The 21,123-nt window shown below is 67.6% G+C and carries 21 protein-coding genes and 1 pseudogene; 3 read left to right on the plus strand and 19 right to left on the minus strand.

The genetic code is table 11. The features are described 5' to 3' along the window. Nucleotides 1-1,755: an OPT family oligopeptide transporter gene (locus ACFOOQ_RS09075; RefSeq protein WP_379724739.1), complete on the plus strand. Its 1,755-nt coding sequence runs from the start codon at nucleotides 1-3 to the stop codon at nucleotides 1,753-1,755. Here the strand turns inward: ACFOOQ_RS09075 and ACFOOQ_RS09080 are convergent. From ACFOOQ_RS09080 to atpD, 16 genes and pseudogenes are all read right to left on the minus strand, one after another. Then, nucleotides 1,752-2,363, minus strand: coding sequence for a nicotinate-nucleotide adenylyltransferase (locus ACFOOQ_RS09080; RefSeq protein WP_379724742.1), 612 nt, complete (start codon nucleotides 2,361-2,363; stop codon nucleotides 1,752-1,754). The genes ACFOOQ_RS09075 and ACFOOQ_RS09080 overlap by 4 nt on opposite strands. Before the next feature lie 50 nt (nucleotides 2,364-2,413). Then, a complete protein-coding gene (locus ACFOOQ_RS09085; protein WP_379724745.1) occupies nucleotides 2,414-3,709 on the minus strand; it encodes a glutamate-5-semialdehyde dehydrogenase in 1,296 nt (431 codons plus the stop codon). Nucleotides 3,710-3,719: 10 nt separating this feature from the next. Continuing rightward, the gene (gene proB / locus ACFOOQ_RS09090; RefSeq protein WP_379724748.1) at nucleotides 3,720-4,853 is read right to left on the minus strand and encodes a glutamate 5-kinase; all 1,134 of its coding nucleotides are present in this window, start codon (nucleotides 4,851-4,853) and stop codon (nucleotides 3,720-3,722) included. Beyond that, on the minus strand, nucleotides 4,850-5,902 hold the full coding sequence (gene obgE / locus ACFOOQ_RS09095; RefSeq protein ID WP_379724752.1) for a GTPase ObgE: 1,053 nt from the start codon (nucleotides 5,900-5,902) through the stop codon (nucleotides 4,850-4,852). Before obgE ends, proB begins: the two co-directional genes overlap by 4 nt. Nucleotides 5,903-6,001: 99 nt before the next feature. Then, nucleotides 6,002-6,262 (minus strand): 50S ribosomal protein L27, encoded by a 261-nt coding sequence (gene rpmA / locus ACFOOQ_RS09100; RefSeq protein ID WP_379724754.1) that lies wholly within the window; start codon nucleotides 6,260-6,262, stop codon nucleotides 6,002-6,004. Nucleotides 6,263-6,294: 32 nt separating this feature from the next. Next, complete coding sequence (rplU, locus tag ACFOOQ_RS09105) at nucleotides 6,295-6,603, minus strand: 50S ribosomal protein L21 (protein ID WP_379724757.1); 309 nt, start codon at nucleotides 6,601-6,603, stop codon at nucleotides 6,295-6,297. 618 nt (nucleotides 6,604-7,221) lie between these two features. Beyond that, a pseudogene (locus ACFOOQ_RS09110) lies at nucleotides 7,222-7,929 on the minus strand (Fic family protein); the annotation flags it as partial. A gap of 140 nt (nucleotides 7,930-8,069) precedes the next feature. Beyond that, nucleotides 8,070-8,909: a F0F1 ATP synthase subunit gamma gene (locus ACFOOQ_RS09115; RefSeq protein WP_379724760.1), complete on the minus strand. Its 840-nt coding sequence runs from the start codon at nucleotides 8,907-8,909 to the stop codon at nucleotides 8,070-8,072. After that, a complete protein-coding gene (locus ACFOOQ_RS09120; RefSeq protein WP_379724762.1) occupies nucleotides 8,906-10,429 on the minus strand; it encodes a F0F1 ATP synthase subunit alpha in 1,524 nt (507 codons plus the stop codon). The genes ACFOOQ_RS09115 and ACFOOQ_RS09120 overlap by 4 nt, the downstream gene beginning before the upstream one ends. Further along, nucleotides 10,413-11,174, minus strand: coding sequence for a F0F1 ATP synthase subunit B family protein (locus ACFOOQ_RS09125; RefSeq protein ID WP_379724765.1), 762 nt, complete (start codon nucleotides 11,172-11,174; stop codon nucleotides 10,413-10,415). The genes ACFOOQ_RS09120 and ACFOOQ_RS09125 overlap by 17 nt, the downstream gene beginning before the upstream one ends. A 2-nt stretch (nucleotides 11,175-11,176) precedes the next feature. Further along, nucleotides 11,177-11,419 carry a F0F1 ATP synthase subunit C gene (locus ACFOOQ_RS09130; RefSeq protein WP_379724768.1) on the minus strand — a complete coding sequence of 81 codons (243 nt, stop codon included), beginning with the start codon at nucleotides 11,417-11,419 and terminating at the stop codon, nucleotides 11,177-11,179. A 13-nt stretch (nucleotides 11,420-11,432) separates the two neighbouring features. Then, complete coding sequence (locus ACFOOQ_RS09135; RefSeq protein WP_379724771.1) at nucleotides 11,433-12,104, minus strand: F0F1 ATP synthase subunit A; 672 nt, start codon at nucleotides 12,102-12,104, stop codon at nucleotides 11,433-11,435. Further along, a complete protein-coding gene (locus ACFOOQ_RS09140; RefSeq protein WP_379724774.1) occupies nucleotides 12,104-12,415 on the minus strand; it encodes an N-ATPase subunit AtpR in 312 nt (103 codons plus the stop codon). Before ACFOOQ_RS09140 ends, ACFOOQ_RS09135 begins: the two co-directional genes overlap by 1 nt. After that, nucleotides 12,412-12,717: an AtpZ/AtpI family protein gene (locus tag ACFOOQ_RS09145; RefSeq protein WP_379724777.1), complete on the minus strand. Its 306-nt coding sequence runs from the start codon at nucleotides 12,715-12,717 to the stop codon at nucleotides 12,412-12,414. The genes ACFOOQ_RS09140 and ACFOOQ_RS09145 overlap by 4 nt, the downstream gene beginning before the upstream one ends. Further along, a complete protein-coding gene (locus ACFOOQ_RS09150) occupies nucleotides 12,707-13,159 on the minus strand; it encodes a F0F1 ATP synthase subunit epsilon (RefSeq protein WP_379724780.1) in 453 nt (150 codons plus the stop codon). Before ACFOOQ_RS09150 ends, ACFOOQ_RS09145 begins: the two co-directional genes overlap by 11 nt. Then, nucleotides 13,156-14,619: a F0F1 ATP synthase subunit beta gene (gene atpD / locus ACFOOQ_RS09155; protein WP_379724783.1), complete on the minus strand. Its 1,464-nt coding sequence runs from the start codon at nucleotides 14,617-14,619 to the stop codon at nucleotides 13,156-13,158. The genes ACFOOQ_RS09150 and atpD overlap by 4 nt, the downstream gene beginning before the upstream one ends. A gap of 187 nt (nucleotides 14,620-14,806) precedes the next feature. Between atpD and ACFOOQ_RS09160 the strand changes: the two genes are divergently transcribed. Further along, nucleotides 14,807-15,772 (plus strand): diacylglycerol/lipid kinase family protein, encoded by a 966-nt coding sequence (locus ACFOOQ_RS09160; protein ID WP_379724786.1) that lies wholly within the window; start codon nucleotides 14,807-14,809, stop codon nucleotides 15,770-15,772. A 16-nt stretch (nucleotides 15,773-15,788) separates the two neighbouring features. On the opposite strand, the gene ACFOOQ_RS09165 is transcribed toward ACFOOQ_RS09160, so the two are convergent. Further along, nucleotides 15,789-16,217: a tellurite resistance TerB family protein gene (locus tag ACFOOQ_RS09165; RefSeq protein WP_379724789.1), complete on the minus strand. Its 429-nt coding sequence runs from the start codon at nucleotides 16,215-16,217 to the stop codon at nucleotides 15,789-15,791. Nucleotides 16,218-16,405: 188 nt separating this feature from the next. Here ACFOOQ_RS09165 and ACFOOQ_RS09170 point away from each other — a divergent pair, with 188 nt between their 5' ends. Then, nucleotides 16,406-17,383 carry an alpha/beta hydrolase gene (locus ACFOOQ_RS09170; RefSeq protein WP_379724792.1) on the plus strand — a complete coding sequence of 326 codons (978 nt, stop codon included), beginning with the start codon at nucleotides 16,406-16,408 and terminating at the stop codon, nucleotides 17,381-17,383. Nucleotides 17,384-17,398: 15 nt separating this feature from the next. Here ACFOOQ_RS09170 and ACFOOQ_RS09175 read toward each other — a convergent pair whose 3' ends face one another. Beyond that, the gene (locus ACFOOQ_RS09175; RefSeq protein WP_379724795.1) at nucleotides 17,399-20,197 is read right to left on the minus strand and encodes an ATP-dependent DNA helicase; all 2,799 of its coding nucleotides are present in this window, start codon (nucleotides 20,195-20,197) and stop codon (nucleotides 17,399-17,401) included. Nucleotides 20,198-20,346: 149 nt separating this feature from the next. After that, a complete protein-coding gene (locus ACFOOQ_RS09180; protein ID WP_379724798.1) occupies nucleotides 20,347-20,985 on the minus strand; it encodes a S24 family peptidase in 639 nt (212 codons plus the stop codon). Nucleotides 20,986-21,123: the final 138 nt, after the last annotated feature.

Genomic DNA, 21,123 nt, shown 5'->3' on the forward strand with positions numbered 1-21,123 from the left:
ATGGCACACGCAGATTCCCATGCGTCGCCGTCGGCTGCATCACTGCCGACGCCAGAGCTGACCATCCGCGCCATTCTCACCGGCATGCTGATCGGTGCGGCGCTCACGCCCTGCAATGTCTACAGCGGCCTGAAGATCGGCTGGTCGTTCAACATGTCGATTGCCGCCGGCCTGCTCGGCTACGGCCTGTGGCAGCTGGGCGGCAGCCGCGTTGGCGCGCGGCCCTGGGGGATTCTGGAAAACAACATCAACCAGACGGCCGCGTCGTCGGCGGCCTCGATCATCTCCGGCGGACTGGTGGCGCCGATCCCGGCGCTCACCCTGCTGACCGGCCGCGCGCTTGCCTGGCACTGGCTGGCGCTCTGGGTGTTCGCCGTCAGCATCCTCGGCGTCGTGGTGGCGGCGGGCTTGCGCAACCAGATGCTGCTGCGCGAGCGGCTCGCCTTCCCGGCCGGCGTCGCCACGGCGGAAACCATGACGCGCATCCACGGCCATGGCCGCGAGGCGCTGGCGCGGTTGCGCGTGCTGCTCGGCGCCGCTGGCGTTTCTGCGGCGCTGAAGCTGCTCAACGACCTCGTCGTTGCCGTCCCAAGGTTCGGCCCGGCCTTTGGCTTGTCCGGGAAAGCCACGCTGGCCAATCTCGGCTTTTCGCTCGATCCCTCGCTGCTGATGCTCGGCTTCGGCGCCATCATCGGCCTGCGCGTCGGCCTGTCGATGCTGTTCGGCGCGGTGTTCGGCTGGGGCCTGCTGGCGCCTTATGTGCTGGCACAGGGCTGGGCGGCAGCCGGCGATGCCGCGCCGCAAGCCGCATGGTTCGCGCCGCTGGTCACCTGGCTGCTGTGGCCCGGCGTCACCTTGATGGTGGTCGCGGCACTGGTCTCCTTCGGCCTGTCGCTGCTGCGGCTGTGGCGCGACCGGACGAAGGACGCGCCGCCGACTTTTCCGGCAAGAGGGCAGGTCGTCGCGCTGGCCGTCTGCACGGCGCTGATCGTCGCCGTGTCGGCCGCGCTGTTCGACATCCCGGTCTGGCAGGGGGTAGTCGCCGTGGCGCTCAGCTACGTGCTGGCGGTGGTGGCGGCGCGGGTTTCGGGCGAGACCGGCATCACCCCGGTCGGCGCACTTGGCAAGGTGACGCAGCTCACCTATGGCGTGCTGTCGCCCGGCAATGTGATCACCAACCTGATGGCCGCCAACATCACCGGCGGCGCCGCCGGGCAATGCGCCGACCTGATGCATGACCTGAAGACCGGCCTGCTGATCGGCGCCACGCCGCGGTTCCAGATCATCGCGCAAAGCTTCGGCGTCGCCACCGGCGCACTGGCCGGCTCCGCCGTCTACCTGCTGCTGATCCCCGATCCGCAGGACATGCTGATCACCGCCGAATGGCCGGCCCCCGCCGTAGCGACCTGGAAGGCGGTGGCCGAGGTGCTGGCCGGCGGGCTCGAATCCGTGCCGCCGGGCGCGCTGCCGGCCATGGGCATCGCCGCCGCGGCCGGCGTGATCCTTGCTGTGCTGGAACGCCTGCTGCCGGAACGGTATGCGCGTTTCGTGCCGAGTGCGCCGGCGATCGGGCTGGCGCTCGTCATCCCGGCGTGGAATGCGATCTCGCTCTGCCTTGGCGCGCTGCTGGCGGCAGCGGCAAAACAGTTGACGCCGTCGCTCGCCGAACGCCACACCATGGCACTGGCGGCCGGCCTCGTCGCCGGTGAAAGCCTCGCCGGCGTCGCCCTCGTGGCGGCTGGCCTGCTCGGCTAACGCCGGCGGCGTTTCGCCTGCTGGCGGATTGCCGTGGCCGACAGCGGATTGAGTTTCGATTTCAGCAGCAGGAAGGCGGGCGCCTTGCGGTCGGCCAGCCATGGCGCGTCATGCTGCGGCAGGCGCCAGGGCTGCAGCCAGCGCGCCGCCGGGCTCTGCGCCGCGGTCAGATTGTGGCCCGGCCGGTCGAGCACCGCCATCGGCATGCTGCGCGCGATATCCTGCCAGCGGTCCCAGCGGTGGAACTGGTCGAGGTTGTCGGCGCCCATCAGCCAGACGAAGCGCACATTGGGATAATGCCGGCACAGCACCGCCAGCGTATCCGCCGTATAGCGGGTCCCGAGCCGCGTCTCGACGTCGGTAACGAGAATCTTCGGGTGCGCCGAGAGGGTGGCGGCCCCGGCCATGCGGGCGCTCAGCGGCGCCATGCCGTTGGCCGCCTTTAGCGGGTTCTGCGGGCTGACCAGCCACCAGACCTGGTCGAGCTTGAGCCGGTGCAGCGCGGTCAGGCTGATCTCACGATGCGCCGCATGGGCGGGATTGAACGAGCCGCCAAGCAGGCCGATACGCAGGCGCAGGCGCGAGCCGAAAGGGGGAAGCCGGGTCATGCGGGGCTTGGCTGCTCCGTCTGGGGCGAGATGATGAACGGGCGTGGCGGTTACGGCCGGATCTGGCCGGTGCCGTGCACCAGATATTTGAAGGTGGTGAGCTGTTCGACGCCGACCGGGCCGCGCGCATGCATCTTGCCGGTGGCAATGCCGATCTCGCCGCCGAAGCCGAACTCGCCGCCATCGGCAAACTGCGTCGAGGCGTTGTGCAGGATGATGGCGCTGTCGAGCCGGTTCATGAATTCGGCGGCATGGGCGGCATCCGCGGTGAGGATGGCTTCGGTATGGCTCGACCCGTGGCTGGCGATATGGGCGATGGCTGCGTCGAGGCCGTCGACCAGCTTTACGGCGATAATGGCCTCGAGGAATTCGGTCGCCCAGTCGGCTTCGCTGGCGGGTTTGACGCGGGCATCGACGGCCTGCGTCGCCGCATCGCCGCGCACCTCGCAGCCGGCATCCAGCAGCATGGTGACCAGCGGCGCCAGATGGGTGGTGGCGGCGGCTTTTTCCACCAACACGGTCTCGGCGGCGCCGCAGACGCTGGTGCGGCGCAGCTTGGCGTTCAGCACGATCCGTTTCGCCATCTCAAGATCCGCGCTGGCCTCGACATAGACATGACAGTTGCCTTCGAGATGGGCGAAGACCGGCACGCGGCTTTCGCTCTGCACCCGGGCGACCAGCGACTTGCCACCGCGCGGCACGATGACGTCGAGCCACTGCGGCGCCGTCAGCATGGCGCCGACCATGGCGCGGTCGGTGACCGGCACCAGCTGGATCGCGGCTGCGGGCAGGCCGGCGGCTATCAGGCCATCGACCAGGCAGGCATGGATGGCGCGGTTGGATTCGATGCTTTCCGAACCACCACGCAGGATGCAGGCATTGCCGGCCTTCAGGCACAGGCCGCCGGCATCGGCGGTCACATTGGGCCGGCTTTCAAAGATCACACCAATGACGCCGAGCGGCGTGCGCACGCGCTCGAACTTCAGGCCGTTGGGCTGGGTCCAGTGTGCCATCACGGCGCCGACCGGATCGGCGAGTTCGGCGATCTCGTCGAGCGCCTGCGCGGTGGCGGCGATGCGCTGCGCATTCAGCATCAGGCGGTCGCGCATCGAGGCCGACAGCGCCTTGGCGCGCTCGGTCGCCATGTCGCGGGCATTGGCGGCAAGAATCTCGTCCTGACGGGCCAGCAGCGCGGCGGCGGCGGCGCGCAGCGCGGCATTCTTCTGCGCGGCCGGCGCGACGGCAAGCTGACGCGCCGCAGCTTTGGCGGCGGCGCCCATGTCATTCATCAGAGCGCTGGCGTTCATCAGGGCAGTGCTATCGGCAATGGTGCTGTGCGCAGTCATGGTCATGCTCTCAACGCAGGACAAGATCGTCGCGGTGGATCATCTCGTCGCGGCCACGGTAGCCGAGAATCTCGGCAATGTCGCCCGATTTGTGCCCGAGGATACGGCGGGCATCCTCGTCGGCATAGGCTGACAGGCCGACGGCGATTTCACTGCCATCAATATCGACGACGCGCACGAGATCGCCGCGCTGGAAGCGGCCATCGACAGTGGTGACGCCGGCGGGCAGCAGCGAACGGCCGCCGCGGAGCGCCTTCGCCGCGCCGGCATCCACCGTCAGGCTGCCCTGCGGGTTGAGATGGCCGGCGATCCATTGCTTGCGCGCGGCCGTCGGCGTGCCGGCGGCGGCGAACCAGGTGCAGCGGCCGCCGTCGCGCACGGCCTGCACTGGGTGCATCTGCTTGCCGTTGGCGATCACCATGGCGCAGCCGGCGCCGACGGCAATCTTGGCGGCGACGATCTTGGTGATCATGCCGCCGCGCCCCAGACCGGAGCGCGAGATGCCGGCCATCGCCTCGATCTCGGGCGTGATCCCGTCGACCACGGGAATGAACTGTGCCGCCGGATCGACACCGGGATCGGCGGTATACAGCCCGTCGATGTCGGACAGCAGCACCAGGCAGTCGGCCGAGATCATCTGGGCGACGCGGGCAGCGAGTCGGTCGTTGTCGCCGAAGCGGATTTCCGCCGTCGCCACGGTGTCGTTCTCGTTGACCACCGGCACCACGCCGAATTTCAGCAGCGTGTTCACCGTCTCGCGGGCATTGAGGTAATGGCGGCGCGATTCCGTGTCGCCCAAGGTCAGCAGGATCTGCGCGGTCTTGAGGTCGTGTTTGGCCAGCGCCTCGCCCCAGGCGGCCGACAGACGGATCTGGCCGGCGGCGGCGGCTGCCTGGCTGTCTTCCAGCCGCAGGGCTTTCGCGTCGATGCCGAGGATGCGGCGGCCGAGCGCGATGGCGCCCGACGAGACCACCAGCACATCCTTGCCGGCTTCGCGCAGAGCGGCGATGTCATCGACCAGGGCGTTCAGCCAGGCGGCGCGCAGTGTGCCCTTCTCGCTGTCGACCAGCAGCGACGAGCCGACCTTGATGACGATGCGTCTGGCTTTATCGAGCGAAGGAAGTGTGCGGGCCGCGGCGTTCATCGCACCACGCCTTTCACGTCCGCTTCGCCCTCCACCACGATGCCGTCCTTCTCGGCCTGGCGGGCCGCAGCGATGATCTCCCACAGCTGGCGCACCACGGCATCGACGCCCTCGCCAGACACGCCGGACAGCGCGAAGACCGGCCGCTTGGCGGCGCGCTTCAGCTTGGTCATCTTGGCCTGCAGCTCATCCTCGGGGATGGCGTCGATCTTGTTCAGGCCGATGATCTCGAGCTTGGTGTCGAGGCCGCCACCGTATTTCTTCAGTTCCTTGCGGATCAGCTTCCAGTCAGCGACCGGATTTTCCGCGGTGCCATCCACCAGATGCAGGATCACCGCGCAGCGTTCGACATGGCCGAGGAAGCGATGGCCGAGGCCGGCGCCTTCGGCGGCGCCCTCGATCAGGCCGGGCAGGTCGGCCAGCACGAATTCGCGTTCGTCGGCCTTCACCACGCCGAGCTGCGGTTTCAGTGTCGTGAAGGGATAGTCGGCGATCTTGGGCTTCGCGCGGCTGACGCGCGACAGGAAGGTCGACTTGCCGGCATTGGGCAGGCCGACCAGGCCGGCATCGGCGATCAGCTTGAGCCGCAGCCAGATCCATTTCTCCTCGCCGGGCCAGCCGGGATCGGAGCGGCGCGGCGCCCGGTTGGTCGACGACTTGTAATGTTCGTTGCCGAAACCACCGTCGCCGCCCTTGGCCAGCATGACGCGCTGGCCGACCTCGGTCATGTCGCAAATCAGCGTCTCTTCATCCTCGGCGAAGATCTGCGTGCCCTTGGGCACCTTGAGAATGACGTCGGGCGCACCGGCGCCGGAACGCTGGCGGCCCATGCCGTGGCCGCCGCGCTCAGCGCGGAAATGCTGCTGGTAGCGATAGTCGATCAGGGTGTTCAGCCCGTCGACGCACTCAACCCAGACGTCGCCGCCCTTGCCGCCGTTGCCGCCGTCCGGGCCGCCGTATTCGATGAATTTCTCGCGGCGGAAGCTCATGGCACCGGCGCCGCCATGGCCGCTTTCGATATAGACCTTGGCCTGATCGAGGAACTTCATCGGAGTGCTGCTATCGTTTCAGAAGACAAAGAAAAAGGGGAATGGCCTGCGCCATTCCCCTTGATCTGTTTTGTCTGCTCTCGGGAAAGGCGCGTAAGGTTACGCCTCCGGCGGGAGCACCGACACGAACGAGCGACCGGCCTTGCCGTCGTGGAACTTCACATGGCCGTCGGTGGTGGCGAACAGGGTGTGATCCTTGCCCATGCCGACGTTCTTGCCGGCATGCACCTTGGTGCCGCGCTGGCGGATGATGATGTTGCCCGAAACGACGGCCTGGCCGCCGAACTTCTTGACGCCGAGGCGCTTGGACTCGGAGTCGCGACCGTTGCGCGAGGAGCCGCCAGCTTTTTTGTGTGCCATGAGACTGTCTCCTTAAATCTGTGCCGGGCCGCTCAGGCCGCGATCTCGAGGATCTTGACCGCCGTGTAATGCTGGCGGTGGCCGTTCTTGCGGCGCGAATTCTGCCGGCGGCGCTTCTTGAAGATGATCAGCTTGGGGCCACGGGTGCGGCCGATCACCTCGGCGGTCACCTTGGCAGTGGCCAGATCCTTGCCGAGCTTGACGTCGCCGCCGTTGCCGATGGCCAGCACCTGGTCGAAGGCGATCTTGTCGCCCGCTTCGCCGGCCAGCAGCTCGACCTCGAGCACGTCGCCCGCGGCCACCTTGTACTGCTTCCCGCCGGTCTTGATCACTGCGAACATCTTGCCAATCCTCTAACCAGTTTCTTAAGCCATTGTTTGGCATAAGAAAATGGCGGCGCCGGGCCTCCGGCACCACCTGAATTCCGAGGCGCGCACTATAGCCAGCGCAATATGGCTGTCAACCCCGGATTCGGCGAGGTTTTAGGCCAATGGTTCGGTGCCCTGGTTGAGCAGGTCAAGATAGGAGGAATAGACAAAATTCCTATCGCGGCGCTTCTTATCGATTTGCCGCACAATGCCCTCGCCTCTCAGCTGCTCGACAGCCTTCGATATGGTCGGATGCGAGAGACCCAGGTCCCGGGTGGCCATCGGAATACTGAAAACGGGGTGCCGCTGCATCCACTGGTGCAGCAGGCTCACAGAACTCGCCGCGCGCCCCAGCTTTTCTATACGTGCCCGGTCACTGGCAAACAGGCTCAGGATTTTTTTGGCGGTTTGCGTTGCCTGTTCGGATGTTTCGATGATGCCAGTCAGGAAAAATTCCAGCCATGCTTCCCATGCCCCTTTTTCGCGAACCTCCTGCAGAAGATTGTAATAACGCTCGCGATGCTGCTTGAAATAGAGGCTGAGATACAGGATCGGATCGCTCAGAGCACCGGCAGCACACAGCAGGAATGTTATAAGAAGCCGCCCTAACCGGCCATTACCGTCCAGAAATGGATGAATGCTTTCAAATTGGACATGTACAAGGCCGGCTTTTATCAACAGTGGCAATTGCGCAGTCTCGCTATGAATGAATTTCTCCAGATCCCCGAGACAGTTCAATGCTGTGGTATGTGGAGGTGGGACATAAGTAGCATTTCCCGGACGCGTACCACCAATCCAGTTCTGACTGGTGCGAAATTCGCCTGGCTGTTTGTCGCTACCACGGCCCGCAGCCAGCAGTACGGCATGGATTTCCCGAATGAGCCTGAGAGAAAGCGGGAAGTCCTCCGCTATGCGCTTCAGGCCATACTGGAGGGCTGCCACATAATTAGAGACCTCCTGCACATCAACAGTAGGGATCGTCTGCAAGGCCTCATTTTCAAACAGCAGTAGCTCGGAGAGTGACGACTGCGTCCCTTCGATCTGGGATGAGAGGAGGGCTTCCTTGCGGACATACATATAAATAAAGAGAGGTTTATCGGGCAGGATTGCTGCCATCCCGTCCAGGCGCCCCAAGGCACGATTGGCTTTTTCCAGCAAGGAAAGCAGCCCTTCAATCTGGATCGGTGGTGAGGGAGGCAAAGGTGGAGGAATATACGCGCGAACCTTCTCTCCGCCGATGGCAGTTATTTCATACTGCCCGATCCGCGAATTTCCCCCTGTATTATCAATATCTTGCATGGCTATTCAATTTGGCTTACATAGCGCCTTCAACTATTTAATTTTAGGCGAAATTTTTAAATAAGCAATATATCTATGAAAAATAGCGGGCAGAAGATTACACAGTAAACGCAGTAAAATTCTCAATAAACCAAAATTGGCTACGCCTGTAGCGCCTCGGCGCCGGTGACCAGCTCCAGCAGCTCGGTGGTGATCTCGGTCTGGCGGGCCTGGCGGGCCTTGTGGCGCAGGCTGTCGAGCTGCTTGCCGACATTGTCGCGGGCGGAATCCATGGCGGCGAAGCGGGCGGCATTCTCGCTGGCCAGCGATTCCACCGCCGCCTCGGTCAGCAGCGCGAAGACATGCTCGGCCACCAGCTGCTCGTGCAGGGCGGCGGGGGGGAGATTATGCAGCGGCGGCTGGGTGGCCCGGCGTTGCTGCCGGATCCCGTCGTCCAGCGGCAGCAGGCGGCGGGTCTCGATGCCGGCCATCGCCCCGGGACGGTAGCGGGCGAACATCACCGTGATGGCGCCGAGCCGGCCGGCGGCGATGCGGCGGTACAGCTCGGCCGAGAGCCGCCCGACCATGTCGGTCACGCCGGCACAGCGGGTCGCCATCGGCAGCACGACATCGGCCGGCCGGCCTTTCTCTTCCGCGAGCAGCGCGCCGCGGCTGCCCAGTACGACCAGCACATCGCCGGGCCGCAATGCCGGCAGCGCCGCCGTCACCAGACGCTCGTTGAAGCCGCCGACGAAGCCGTGTTCCGCCATGCAGAGCACCAGGGCCTGCGGACCGGCCGGGCTGCCCTGGCCGCCGGCGGGCAGCAGCAGTGTCGCATCGGCGATGGCGGTAGCCATGGCATCGGCATAGCTGCGGATGCCATCGAGCCGGCCCAGCGCTTCCTGCATGCGCATGGCCGCCAGCGAGCGCATGGCGCCGACGATATCGAGCAGCTCGGCCATGCTGGCGATGCGGGCGCGGGTCTCGGCCAGATCGCTCATGCGGTCTTCCGCGCTTCCTGCGCCAGCGTGGTCAGCGCCATGCGCAGTTCGGCCTGCTGCGTTTCGGTCAGCGCCCGGGCGGCATCGTCGAGCTTCAGCAGCGTCGGACAGCGGTCGGCGAGCCAGCCGGGCAGCAGCGCGCGGAAGCGGCCGACATGTTCGAGCGGCAGCTCATCGAGCAGGCCTTCGCCGACGGCAAACAGCAGGGCGACCTGCTCGCCCAGGCCAAGCGGTGCGAACTGCGGCTGCGCCAGCACCGCACGGATGCGGCGGCCGTGATCGATGGTTTTTTTGGTGCGGTCGTCGACCATGGTGCCGAAGCGGGTGAAGACCTCGAGTTCGAGGAACTGCGCATACGTGAGGCGCAGGCTTTCCGACAGGGCCTTGAGCGCCGGCGCCTGGGTCTTGCCGCCGACCCGCGAGACGCTCTTGCCGACGTCGACGGCCGGCTTCTGGTCCTCGTAGAACAGCCGTGGATCGAGGTAGATCTGCCCGTCGGTGATCGAGATCAGGTTGGTCGGGATATAGGCGCTGATATTGCCGGCCTGGGTCTCGGCAATCGGCAGGGCGGTCAGCGAGCCGCCGCCCTTTTCCGGTGACAGGTGGGCGGCGCGTTCCAGCAGCCGCGAATGGATATAGAAGATATCGCCCGGATAGGCCTCGCGGCCCGGCGGCCGGCGCAGCAGCAGCGAGACCTGGCGGTAGACCGCGGCATGCTTGGTCAGATCGTCCAGCACCAGCAGCACGTCGCGGCCCTGGGCCATGAAATACTCGCCCATGCTGCAGGCGGCATAGGGCGTCAGCCATTGCAGGCCCGGCGCGGTATCGGCCTCGCCTACCACGAAGATGCAGCGTTCGGGCGCACCATGGCGGCGCACCGCATCGATCACCTGCGCCACCGAGGAGGCCTTCTGGCCGATCGCCGCATAGATGCAGATCACGTCGGTGTTGCGCTGGTTGATCATGGCGTCGACGGCAATCGCCGTCTTGCCGGTGCCGCGGTCGCCGACGATCAGTTCGCGCTGGCCGCGGCCGAGCGGGATCATGGCATCCACCACCAGCAGGCCGGTGGCGAGCGGCCGGGTGACCAGGGCGCGGTCGATGATCGGCGGTGCCGGCTGCTCGACCGGCGCCATGGCGCAGCCTTCGAGGGCCGGACCATCGTCAAGCGGCGTGCCGAGCGCGTCGATCACGCGGCCGAGCAGAGCCTCGCCGACCGGTGTGCGCGCCACGTTGCCGGTGCCATGCACGATGCTGCCGGCGCGGACACTGCCGGCATCGCCGAGCAGGATGCAGCCGATACGGGAGTCGCCAAGGTCGACGGCCAGGCCGCGCAGGCCGCCTTCGAAGGCGAGGATTTCGTCGAGCCGGGTTTCCGGCAGGCCCGAGACGATGGCAACGCCATCGCCGATCTGCTCGACACGGCCGATCTGTTCGAGGCTCGGGGCGACGGTCAGCGCATCGATCTGCGCGCGACTGCGGCCGGCCCAGAGCCGGAGATCATCAGTGAGCGTCGACATTGCTCTCAAGTTCGGTATGCATGCCGGCGAGGGCGGTCTGCCACGAGAAACGCAGGACAGCGGTGGCGAAATGCAGGTCGGCACCGGCGATCAGGGCCGGATCGACGGCGAAGTCGATGGTCAGCACATGATCCGCCGCGCCATCCAGTGCGGCGCGGAGCCGGCGTTGCCAGTCGGCGCGGGCTGCCTCGGGCAATGCGCTGGCAGTCACCACTTTCAGGCCGCCATGCACACCGTCGCGCAGGGCGGCGCGGTCCTCGGGCGCCAGGGCGGCGACATACTGCTCGATGCGCTCGAGCCAGGCCTCGGCGCGCAGGGCAGGCGGAATCTCGTCGAGCAGCCGGCGCGCCACGGTGAGGCCGAGTTCAAGCGCCTGCCGGCGCAATTCCGTGCGGGCGGCGCCGTGTTCCTCGGCCAGGCTGCGCCGTGTCTCGGCGATCAGGTCGGCGGCTTCGCTGTCGGCCTGCTCGCGTCGGGCGGTGGCGGCCTGCTCGGCCTGGGCGACCGCCTTGCGTAGCACGGCATCGCGCTCGTCGGCGATGCCGATCCGTTCGGCCGCCACCGCCTGCTGCTCGCTTTCGGCCGCCTGCTTCGCCGCGTCGGCGGCGGCATAGCGGGTGTCGACCTCGGTGCGGCGCGCGTCGACCAGACGCAGCACCGGCTTGTACAGGAAGCGCTGCAGCAGCCAGACGAGAATCGCGAAATTCACCGTCTGCAGCGCGAGGGTCCACCAGTCGAAATGCATGGTCAGCCGATATAGGGGTTGGCGAACAGCAGCAGCAGGGCGATCACCAGGCAGTAGATCGCCATGGTCTCGATCATCGCCAGACCGACGAACAGGGTGCGCGAGATGGTACCGGCGGCTTCCGGCTGGCGGGCGATGGCATCCATCGCGGCGGCCACCGCGCGGCCTTCCGCCAGCGCCGGGCCGATCGAGCCGATCGACACGGCGAGCACGGCGCCGATGATGCTGAACAGTTTGGGGTCCATGGACAGATCTCCTCTAGCCTGCCTCGGCGCTGCCGGCGGCGGCGCCGATAAAGACGGTTGCGAGTACGGTGAAGATGTAGGCCTGCACCAGGCCGAGCATGATCTCGAGCGCCATCAGCGGGATCGGCACGAACAGCCCGGCCAGCGTGACGACCAGCGCGATGACGAATTCGCCGCTCATCACGTTGCCGAACAGGCGCACCATCAGCGAGAAGGTGCGCGTGATCTCGGACAGGATGTTGAGCGGCAGCATGATCAGCTTCGGCTCGGCGAAGCTGGCGAGATAGCCGCCGAGGCCATGGGCGCGGATGCCGAAATAATGCACGGCGCAGAACACGACGAGCGCCAGTGCCGCCGGCGTCTCCAGCCGGCCGGTCGGCGCCTCGGTGCCGGGCAGCACGCCCGACAGGTTGGCGGTGGCGAGAAAGATGAACAGCGTGCCGAGCAGCGGCAGCAGCGGCCGGCCGTCGCGGCGGATCACCTCCTCGATCTGGCCGCTGATCCCGGTGACTGCCAGTTCCAGTACCGCCTGGCCGCGGCCCGGCCGCAACTGCAGCCGGCGCGTCACCAGCCATGAGACCGCGACGAGCACGGCCATGATCGCCCAGGTGGTCAGCACCGGCCGGCTGATCGCCACCGGGCCGAGATGGAACAGGATGGTGCTGGACAGCGGCGAGCCCTGCATCACTCCGCCTCCGGGCTTTGTGACGGCCTTGCCGGGGTCGCGCCACGGCGGGCGACGGCGCGCGAGACGATGAAGCCGCCAAAGGCGGCCAGCAGCGGAAAGGCGCCGAGGCGCGCCATGAAGGCGAACAGCAGAATAGCGGCGGCCAGTCGTGCCAGTGTGAAGACGGCCGGTCGCAGCCAGCCGCCGCGGCCGGCGATCTGCTCGGCGGTCTGGCGAATCGCACCGAAATAGAACAGGCCGAAGCCGAAGCCGAACACGGCGGCGGCCGGGAAGACCAGGAACGGCGATGTCAGCAGGTCATGCATCATGGCCGGTCGATCCGTTTCCAGGCCAGCCAGCAGCCAAGCGCCAGTCCGGCGACCAGCAGGCCCAGTGTCCAGAAGAGGCCGGCCGAGAAGAGCCGGTCGAGCCAGCGGCCGGCGAAGATGCCGATCAGGGTCGGCGTGATGATGGTCCAGCCGAGCGCGCCGATCATGGCAAGATTCTGCGCCAGCGATCGTTCGCCCTCGCGCAGCCACAGCGCCCGGCGGTTGCGCCGGGTGCGTATCGCGTGGTCAAGCGGGGCGGCGGGCTGTCCCGGATCATGCCGGGGATCGCGATCAGGGTTCATGGCCGGATCCCCTGCTGGCGGACATGGCGGTCAGGGCGCCGTCCGGGCGGCCGGGCCGCAGCATCTGGCGGATGCGGCCGATGGCGGCGAGGTAAAGCCGCTGGGCGTCGGTGCGGGCTTCCTGCTCTTCGGCCTGCTGGCGGCGAAACCGCGACAGCACCTCGGTTTCGAGTTGGGCGAGGTCGTCGCCCGGCACGGCTTCGCGGGTGGCAATGGCAATATGATCGCCGCCATGCAGTTCCAGCATGCCGCCATGCACCGCCACGTAATGCTCCCGTCCGGCGGCATCGCGCCAGACGACCACCGAGATCGCCAGCACGGTGAGGAAATCGGCATGGCGCGGCAGGATGCCGAAGGCGCCGGTGGCATCCTCGGCGCGCAGATGCGTGACATCGGCGGCGTCGATGACAACGGCGAGCGGCGTGGTGACCGTCAGCTTCATGACGCGGCTTTCTGCGGCGCCCGCCCGGCCGCCGCTTCCCTGGCCCGGGCCTCGTCGAGATCGCCGACCATGTAAAGCGAGTCTTCGGCCCAGCCGTCGGCCACGCCGTCGAGAATGGCGCGGCAGCCGGCCAGGGTCGCGTCGAGCTCGACGGCGCGGCCCGGCTTGCCGGTGAAGGCGAGGGTGACCATGAAGGGCTGGGTCAGGAAACGCATCAGGCGCCGCGCCCGGCCGACCGTGCGGCGGTCGCCGGCACTCAGCTCCTCGATGCCGAGCAATGCGATGATCTCCTGCAGTTCGCGATAGGCGGCGATGGTCTTGCGCACGTCCTGCGCCACCCGGTAATGCACCTCGCCGACCAGCCGCGGATCGAGCAGGCTGGACGTCGAGGCCAGTGGATCGACGGCGGGATACATGCCCTCGGCAGCCATCTGGCGCGACAGCACGATGGAGGAATCGAGATGGCTGAAGATTTCCGCCACCGCCGGGTCGGTGAAGTCGTCGGCCGGGACGTAGACGGCCTGGATCGACGTGATCGCCGTGCCGGCCACAGAGGCGATGCGCTCCTCGAATTCGGCGATCTCGGAGGCGAGCGTCGGCTGGTAGCCGACGCGCGAGGGCAGGCGGCCGAGCAGGCCCGAGACCTCGCCGCCGGCCTGCACCAGCCGGTAGACGTTGTCGATCAGCAGCAGCACATTCTCATGGGCGTCGTCGCGGAAATGCTCGGCGATGGCCAGTGCGGTCAGGCCGGCGCGCCAGCGCGCACCCGGCGGCTCGTTCATCTGGCCGAACACCAGTGCGGTGCGCGGCAGCACGCCGGACTGGCGCAGTTCCAGCAGCAGTTCATGGCCTTCGCGCGACCGTTCGCCGATGCCGGCGAAGACCGAGATGCCGGAGTGACGCTCCACCGTGGTGCGGATCAGTTCCATGATCAGCACCGTCTTGCCGACGCCGGCGCCGCCGAACATCGCCGCCTTGCCGCCTTTCACCAGGGGCGCCAGCAGGTCGATCACCTTGATGCCGGTGTGGAAAATCTCGCGACTGCCGCCCTGGCGGGCCAGTGCCGGCGCCGGCGCATGGATCGGCCGGCGCGGTCCGTCGGCGGGCAAGGGGCCGGCGCGGTCGGCCGGATGTCCGGTGGCATCGAGCAGGCGGCCGAGCACGGCGTCGCCGACCGGGACGCGGATCGGTGCGCCGGTGGCCTGCACGGCCAGGCCGCGGCGCAGGCCGCCGGTCTCGCCGAGCGCCACGGCGCGCGCGGTGGCCGGATCGACATGCTGCTGCACTTCGGCCAGCAGGGGCGGGCGGTCGCCGCCGGCGGCGATGACCAGGGCATCGTTGATCGCCGGCAGTTGTCCGGCCGGAAAGCGCACGTCGATCACCGAGCCGCGGATGGCGGCGATCCGGCCGGCTGCCAAGGCAGCCGGAGTCTCTGACGGGTCGGTGGGCGAAGGGGTCATGCCCTCCTGTCTATGCCCCCGGCGCGGGTGCGGCGTTGATCCGGGTCAAGAGCGCGGCCGACTGCGGCATCCGGCCGCGCGGCAGGTTGCCCGGACCCGGTTTGCCCCGGAAAAGCCCGGTCCCCGGGAAAACTGTCATAAAACCATCCCCTGACGCCGGCGGCCGAAATCTGCTATCCGGGCGGTCATGTCCGCGACTTACCGCCGGCGCCTGCTGGTGATCTACAACCCCACTGCCGGTGCAGGGCAGCTTGGCCGCCGCAAGCGGGTCCGGCTCGAGGCCTACCTCGACCTGCTGGAAGATGCCGGCTGCGCGGTCGAATTCCGCCCGACGACCAGGCGCGGCGATGCCGAGGCTTTTGCCGGCGACGGCCACGCGACGAAATACGATGCCGTGGTGGCGGCCGGTGGCGACGGCACCATCGGCGAGGTCGCCAATGGTCTGCCGCTGGATTCGGCGCCACTCGGCATTTTCCCGCTCGGCACCGCCAATGTGCTGGCGATGGAAACCGGCCTGCCGCTCGATCCGGCTGCCGTCATGCAGGCGGTCCTCCACGGCCCGGTCGCCCAGATCTGGCCGGGCTTTGTCAATGATAGACTATTCACCATCATGGCCGGTGTCGGCTTCGACGCCCATGTGGTGGCCGACCTGCCGCCGGGTCTGAAACGCTGGCTCGGCAAAGGCGCCTATGTCACGGAAAGCCTGCGTCAGCTGGTGCAGTATAAAGTGCCGCGCTATCGCCTCGCCATCGACGGCCGCGACTATGACTGCGCCTCGGCGGTGATCGCCAAGGGACATTTCTATGGTGGCAAGTTTGTCTGTGCGCCAGACGCGCGGCTCGACGCGCCGGATTTCCAGGTCTGCCTGTTCGGCATGGGCGGCCGCCTCGGCGCGCTCCGCGCCACGGCGGCGCTGACCGCCGGCCTGTTGCAGCATCTGCCGGAAATCACCCTGGTGCGCGGCCGCCAGGTGACGGTCGCCACGCTGGGCGACAGTGCCTATGCCGATGGCGAGCCGGTGCAGGCCGATGGCGATATCGCGGCAAGGCTGCCGGCGACGGTCAGCATCGGGCCGCGCGCCATCCCGCTGATCGTGCCGCAGGGCAGCGATCTGGCGAAATCCGCGATGCAGAAAGCGAAAGCGGCCGAGTAGGCCGCCATCAGATCGCTCAGGCGGTGGCCATGGCGTGGTTGCGCTTGTAGCGCGCCCGCGCACCGCGCTCGATGGCGGCGGCATGCAGCCGCTCGACGCCGATCTCGTGGCGCAGCATCTCCAGCCAGCGCAGCTCCTCCTGCCGGGCACGGCCATCCACCGCCACCACGTCGCAGGCCAGCGCATAGGCGGTTTCCGACCAGTCTTCCGGCAGCGCCTCTTTCACAAGGCCGAGGGCCGCCTCGACGCCGTCTTCCTCGTCGAGCAGGGCCACGCAGTCGCCGGTGGCAACGCGCATCGCATCGACGCTGTAGCCCTTGAAGATCGGCAGGCTGCGCACCGCAAGATCGATGGCGCCGACTTCCGAATCCTTCAGCTTGCCGTCGGCCAGGGCGGCAATCACCATGGCGTAGATCAGGGCGTTGTGCGGCGTGATGGTCGACATGAGCGGCTTCCGGGACAGAGGTTGCGGGCCCAGGGGTTGCGGGCCAGGAGAAGCGTGGAGCCGTCAAACTATGGGGAAGCGGGGCGGCCTCCGCAAGAGGGGCGCGGGTCACAGTTTCGCCATGCTTTGCGGGTTTCCTGCCGCCCCGCAACCTGTTCCTGCGGGCCCGCGACCTGTATGGTGGTCCGATGCGTGGCTTCGTCCGCTATATCCTGCTGCCGGGGCTTGGCACCGTTCTGCTGCTGCTGGCGGCCTGGGCGGCGGCCATCGTCTGGGGCACCGCCGCGGCGCCGGCGCCGCTGGCCAGCATCAACGATGCGGTCGCCCGGCAGAGCCTGAGCGCGCTGCCCGAGCGTCGCTTCGTGCGGGCGCGCGATGGCATGGCGCTGGCCTATCGCGTCTATCCTGGTGCCATCGCCCGCGCGGTGATCCTGGTGCATGGCTCGACTGCCGACAGCGCCAGCATGCACAGCCTGGCCCGCGCGCTGCAGAGCATGCCGGATCCGCCGACGGTCTATTCGCTGGATATTCGCGGTCATGGCCAGAGCGGCGCGCTGCGCGGCGACATCGCCTATGTCGGCCAGCTTGAGGATGATCTCGCCGATTTCCTCGCCGCCAGCCGCATCGACCATCCGGCGGCGCAATGGACGCTGATCGGCTTCTCGTCGGGCGGCGGCTTCGCGCTGCGCATCGCCGGCTCGCCGCTGGCGAAAGACTTTCACCGGTTCATCCTGCTGGCGCCGATGCTGTCGCATGACGCGCCAACCTACCGCAGCGCGGGCGGTGGCTGGGTGGCGGCCTATATTCCGCGGCTGATCGGTCTCAGCCTGCTCGACCGCATCGGCCTGCCGTGGTTCCAGGATCTGCCGGTGCTGGCGTTCGCGCGGCGCGACGGTGGCGGCCATGCCTATACCTATTCCTGGCGCCTGTGGCGCAACTTCAAGCCCCATGACGATTACGCCGCCGATCTGCGCACGGCGCCGAGTCCGCCGGTGATCCTCGTCGGCGGCAAGGACGAGTTGATGGTTGCCGATGCCTATGCGCCGCTGGTCACCGGCCTGCGCAACGATGCCATGGTCACCGTGCTGCCCGGCCTGTCGCATATGGACATGATCTTCAATGACGAAGCCCAGCGCGCCGTGATCGACGCGGTGATGAAGGAGTAGGGTCCAGGTCCGGGACTAAAACCCGTCCTGCGCCGCCGTTGCCGCGCCGCTGCGCATCTGCGTGAGAAAGCCACGGGTTTCGGCCACGGCTTCGGCGATGCCGACGCGGCGCACCTCGACACTGGACGGAAACGCCGACAGCAGCCGTGACGGCAGCTGCGCATCCAGCACGACGAAGACGCCATAGTCATTGGCCGTGCGCAGCAGTCTGCCATAGGCCTGCTTCAGCTTCAGCCGGGTCAGCAGGTCATCATAGGCCTGGCCGCCGAAGGCCGCCTTGCGTGCCTTGTGCAGCAGGTCCGGCCGCGGCCAGGGCACGCGGTCGAACACGACAAGGCGCAAACTTGCACCGGGCACATCGACGCCGTCGCGCATGGCATCGGTGCCGAGCAGGCAGGCATGCTCCTCGCTGCGGAAGATGTCGACCAGCGTCGCATTGTCGAGCGGATCGACATGCTGGGCATAGAGCGGCAGGCCGGCCTCGGCCAGCGGCCGCAGGATGCGTTTCTGCACGGCGCGCAGGCGGAAGATCGCGGTGAACAGGCCCAGGCCTCCGCCGCCAGCGGCGAGGAAGAGTTCGCGGTAGGCGGCGGCCACCTGGTCCATGGCATCGCGGCGCACGTCGGTGACGACCAGCACGCGGGTGCGGCCGCCGTAATCGAAAGGCGAGGGGAAGGCGGCATGGCGCGCCGGCATCGGCAGATGGCGGGCGCCGCTGCGGATATCCGCCGTGCCCCAGGCGGCTTCCGGTGCCGCGTCGCTCTTGCCCGGCGCGAGATCGCGCAGGGTCGCCGAGGTGACGGCGACGCCATGGGCGGGCTTCAGCACGGCACCGGCGAACGGCAGCATCGGATCGAGATAATGGCGGTAGAGGCCGAGGTCGAAATCACGGCCCTCGATGCGGTCCAGCGCGAACCAGTCGACGAAGGCGTCCGGCGTGCCGGTCTCGAGATCGAGCAGCATGCTGCGCCAGGCTTCCAATGTGAGTTTGCGGCGCAGGAGGCCGCGCAGGGCGCCCTCGATGCGGCTGCGCGTCGCGGTTTCCAGCTCGGCAGTCTCGTCGGCCAGCATGTCGGTCAGCGCCTTGGCCAGCTTGTTGAGCGGCTCAAGGATGCGGGCGATGCCGGTAGCGAAGATCCGTGCCGCCTCGATCAGACCGTCGACCGGCTCGCGTGTCGGGCATTCGAGGCCGTAAGGTGAGTCCGGTTCACGGGCGCGGGCCAGCACCTGCTGGCGCACTTTCGCCAGGAAGATTTCACCGCTGCCGTTCGGCGCACCGTCGGTCAGGCGCGGCAGCCAGCCATCGCCGGGCAGGGCGCGGGCGGCCTCGGTGACGGCTTCGAGCGCGGCCTTGCCGGCTTCGTTGTCGTTGACCAGATCGCCGATGCGGTTGGCAAGACCACGGGCGCGGCTGCGCCGCCCGCCCTCGGGGCCGCGCAGCCAGCGGCGCAGTTCGATCGCTTCCTGTCCGGTCAGATGGGCGGCAAAGGCGCTGTCGGCGGCCTCGAACAGGTGATGGCCCTCGTCGAAGACGTAGCGCAGGGGTTTCTGGCTGTCGTCTTCTCCCATCGCGGCCTGGATCATGACGAGCGCATGGTTGGCGATCACCATCTCGGCCTTGCGCGACTTGCGCACGCTGCGTTCGATGAAGCATTTGCGGTAATGCGGACAGCCGGCATGGATGCACTCGCCACGCTGGTCGGTCAGCCCGACCGTGCGTGCCCGGCCATGCAGGTCGACGGCCCAGGCGGGAAAGTCGCCGCCGGCCAGATCGCCGTCTCGCGTCGCCCCGGCCCAGCGCGCCACCAGCGCCAGCGGCACCAGGTCCTGCGGCCGAGCCGCGCCGCCCTGGGCGGCATCTTCCAGATTCAGCAGGCAGAGATAATTCTCGCGGCCCTTGCGGATGACGACCTTGGCGGCCTTCTCGGCCGGATCGGGGAACAGCCGGTCAAGTTCGCGGTCGAGTTGCCGCTGCAGGTTCTTGGTATAGGTCGACAGCCAGACGCTGCCGCCGTTCTTCTCGGCCCAGACGCTGGCCGGCGCGATATAGCCGAGCGTCTTGCCGATGCCGGTACCGGCCTCGGCCAGCACCATCTCGGGCATGCCGACCGCCTCGCGCGGCGCGAAGGCCTGCGCGGTGGTCGCGGCATAATCGGCCTGGGCCTCGCGCAGCTCCGCGGCCGGTCCCTGCGGATTGCGTCCGAGCAGGCGGGCCAGCCGTTCGCGCGCTTCAGCGGCCGACACGCTCTGGGTATCGGGCGGCGGCGGCGGCGCATAGTCGACCCATTCGGGCAGTTCCTGCCAGATGTCGAGGCCGCCGGCGCCGCCGGCCGGCACATTGGCAAGCACCGGTCCGAAGGCGTCGAGCAGCCAGGGCGCCCAGGACCAGCCGGCCTTGTTGAGCGTCTGTGCCAGCCGCGCGGCACGACGTAGGCTGCGCGGCTGCTGCTGCGGCAGTTCGGCCAGCAGGATGGCGGCGGCCTCGTGCAGATACTGCGCGGCCTCCTCGTCGTCGGCGGCATCGAGCCCGACGCGGTCGAGCAGGCCATGGGCGGTCGGCAGGCAGAAACGCGCCGGGCGCACGAAGGCAAACAGGTCGAGCAGGTCGAGCGACGGGAAGGGTTCGACACCGAGCCGCGCCGCCGTCGCCTTGCCGTGCACCAGCAGGGGCGGTGTCGCCCGGGCGCGGCGCGCGGCAGCATCAGGCGTGATCTTCTCGACCCGACCGGCTTCCGCCCACCAGGCCACGCCGCCGCCGGCCACCAGGGCCGGCAGCCGGGCCAGGGCGGCGGAGAGATCGGGTGTGTCGGTCATGGGTTCACGTCTACCAGAAAACCGGCGTCATGGCCGGGCTTGACCCGGCCATCCACGAAAAAGCCGGTGATCTCGTTTGCAATGCCAGCGAGACTCCTCGCCCGTGGATGGCCGGGTCAAGCCCGGCCATGACGACAACAATAAAGATGCTACTGCGACGCCCAGACGACGCGGTGCATCCAGGCGAGGTCCTGGGTGTCAAAGCTGCGGTCGGGATGCGCCGGGTTGAACGAACTCAGCTCGATGCGGGTCAGGGTTTTGCGCGTCAGGATCTTGCACATCACTTCGCCCTGCATGGTCTTAGCGATGATGCGGTCGCCGCGGCTCGGGTTGTTCTGCGCCGGCGAGACGATGACGATGTCGCCGTCGCGATAGACCGGCAGCATGCTGTCGCCGCTGATCTCCAGCGCATAGGCATTGGGATCGCCGAGATCTGGGAAGGGGATTTTCTCCCAGCCTTCGCCGACCGGAAAGCCGCCGTCGTCGAAATAGCCGGCCGATCCGGCCTGAGCGAGACCGATCAGCGGGATGCGGTGGCCGATCCGGCTGCCACCGCCATTCTCGCTCAGCAGGTCCATGAACTCGGCGACGCTGGCGCCGGTGGCGTCGATCACCTTGGAAATCGACTCGGTCGACGGCCAGCGCTGCTTGCCGTCGCGGGAAATCCGTTTGCTGCGGTTGAAGGTGGTGGGGTCGAGCCCGGCCTTGCGGGCCAGACCGGACGCCGTCAGCCCGTATTTCTCGGCCAGGCCGTCGAGCGCGGCCCAGATCGCCTTATGGGTAAGCATGGGAACATTGTCTTGCAATTCCCGGGTTTTGGCTACAGGAATATTCACTTATTTTGTGTTTGACATAAGAACAATATAGGAATATAAGGGTCTATCGCCGCGGGTATTTACACCCTGTTCTTCCAGACATCCGGCGCT

The organism is Ferrovibrio xuzhouensis (assembly GCF_042648965.1).
Classification (GTDB): Bacteria; Pseudomonadota; Alphaproteobacteria; order Ferrovibrionales; family Ferrovibrionaceae; genus Ferrovibrio; species Ferrovibrio xuzhouensis.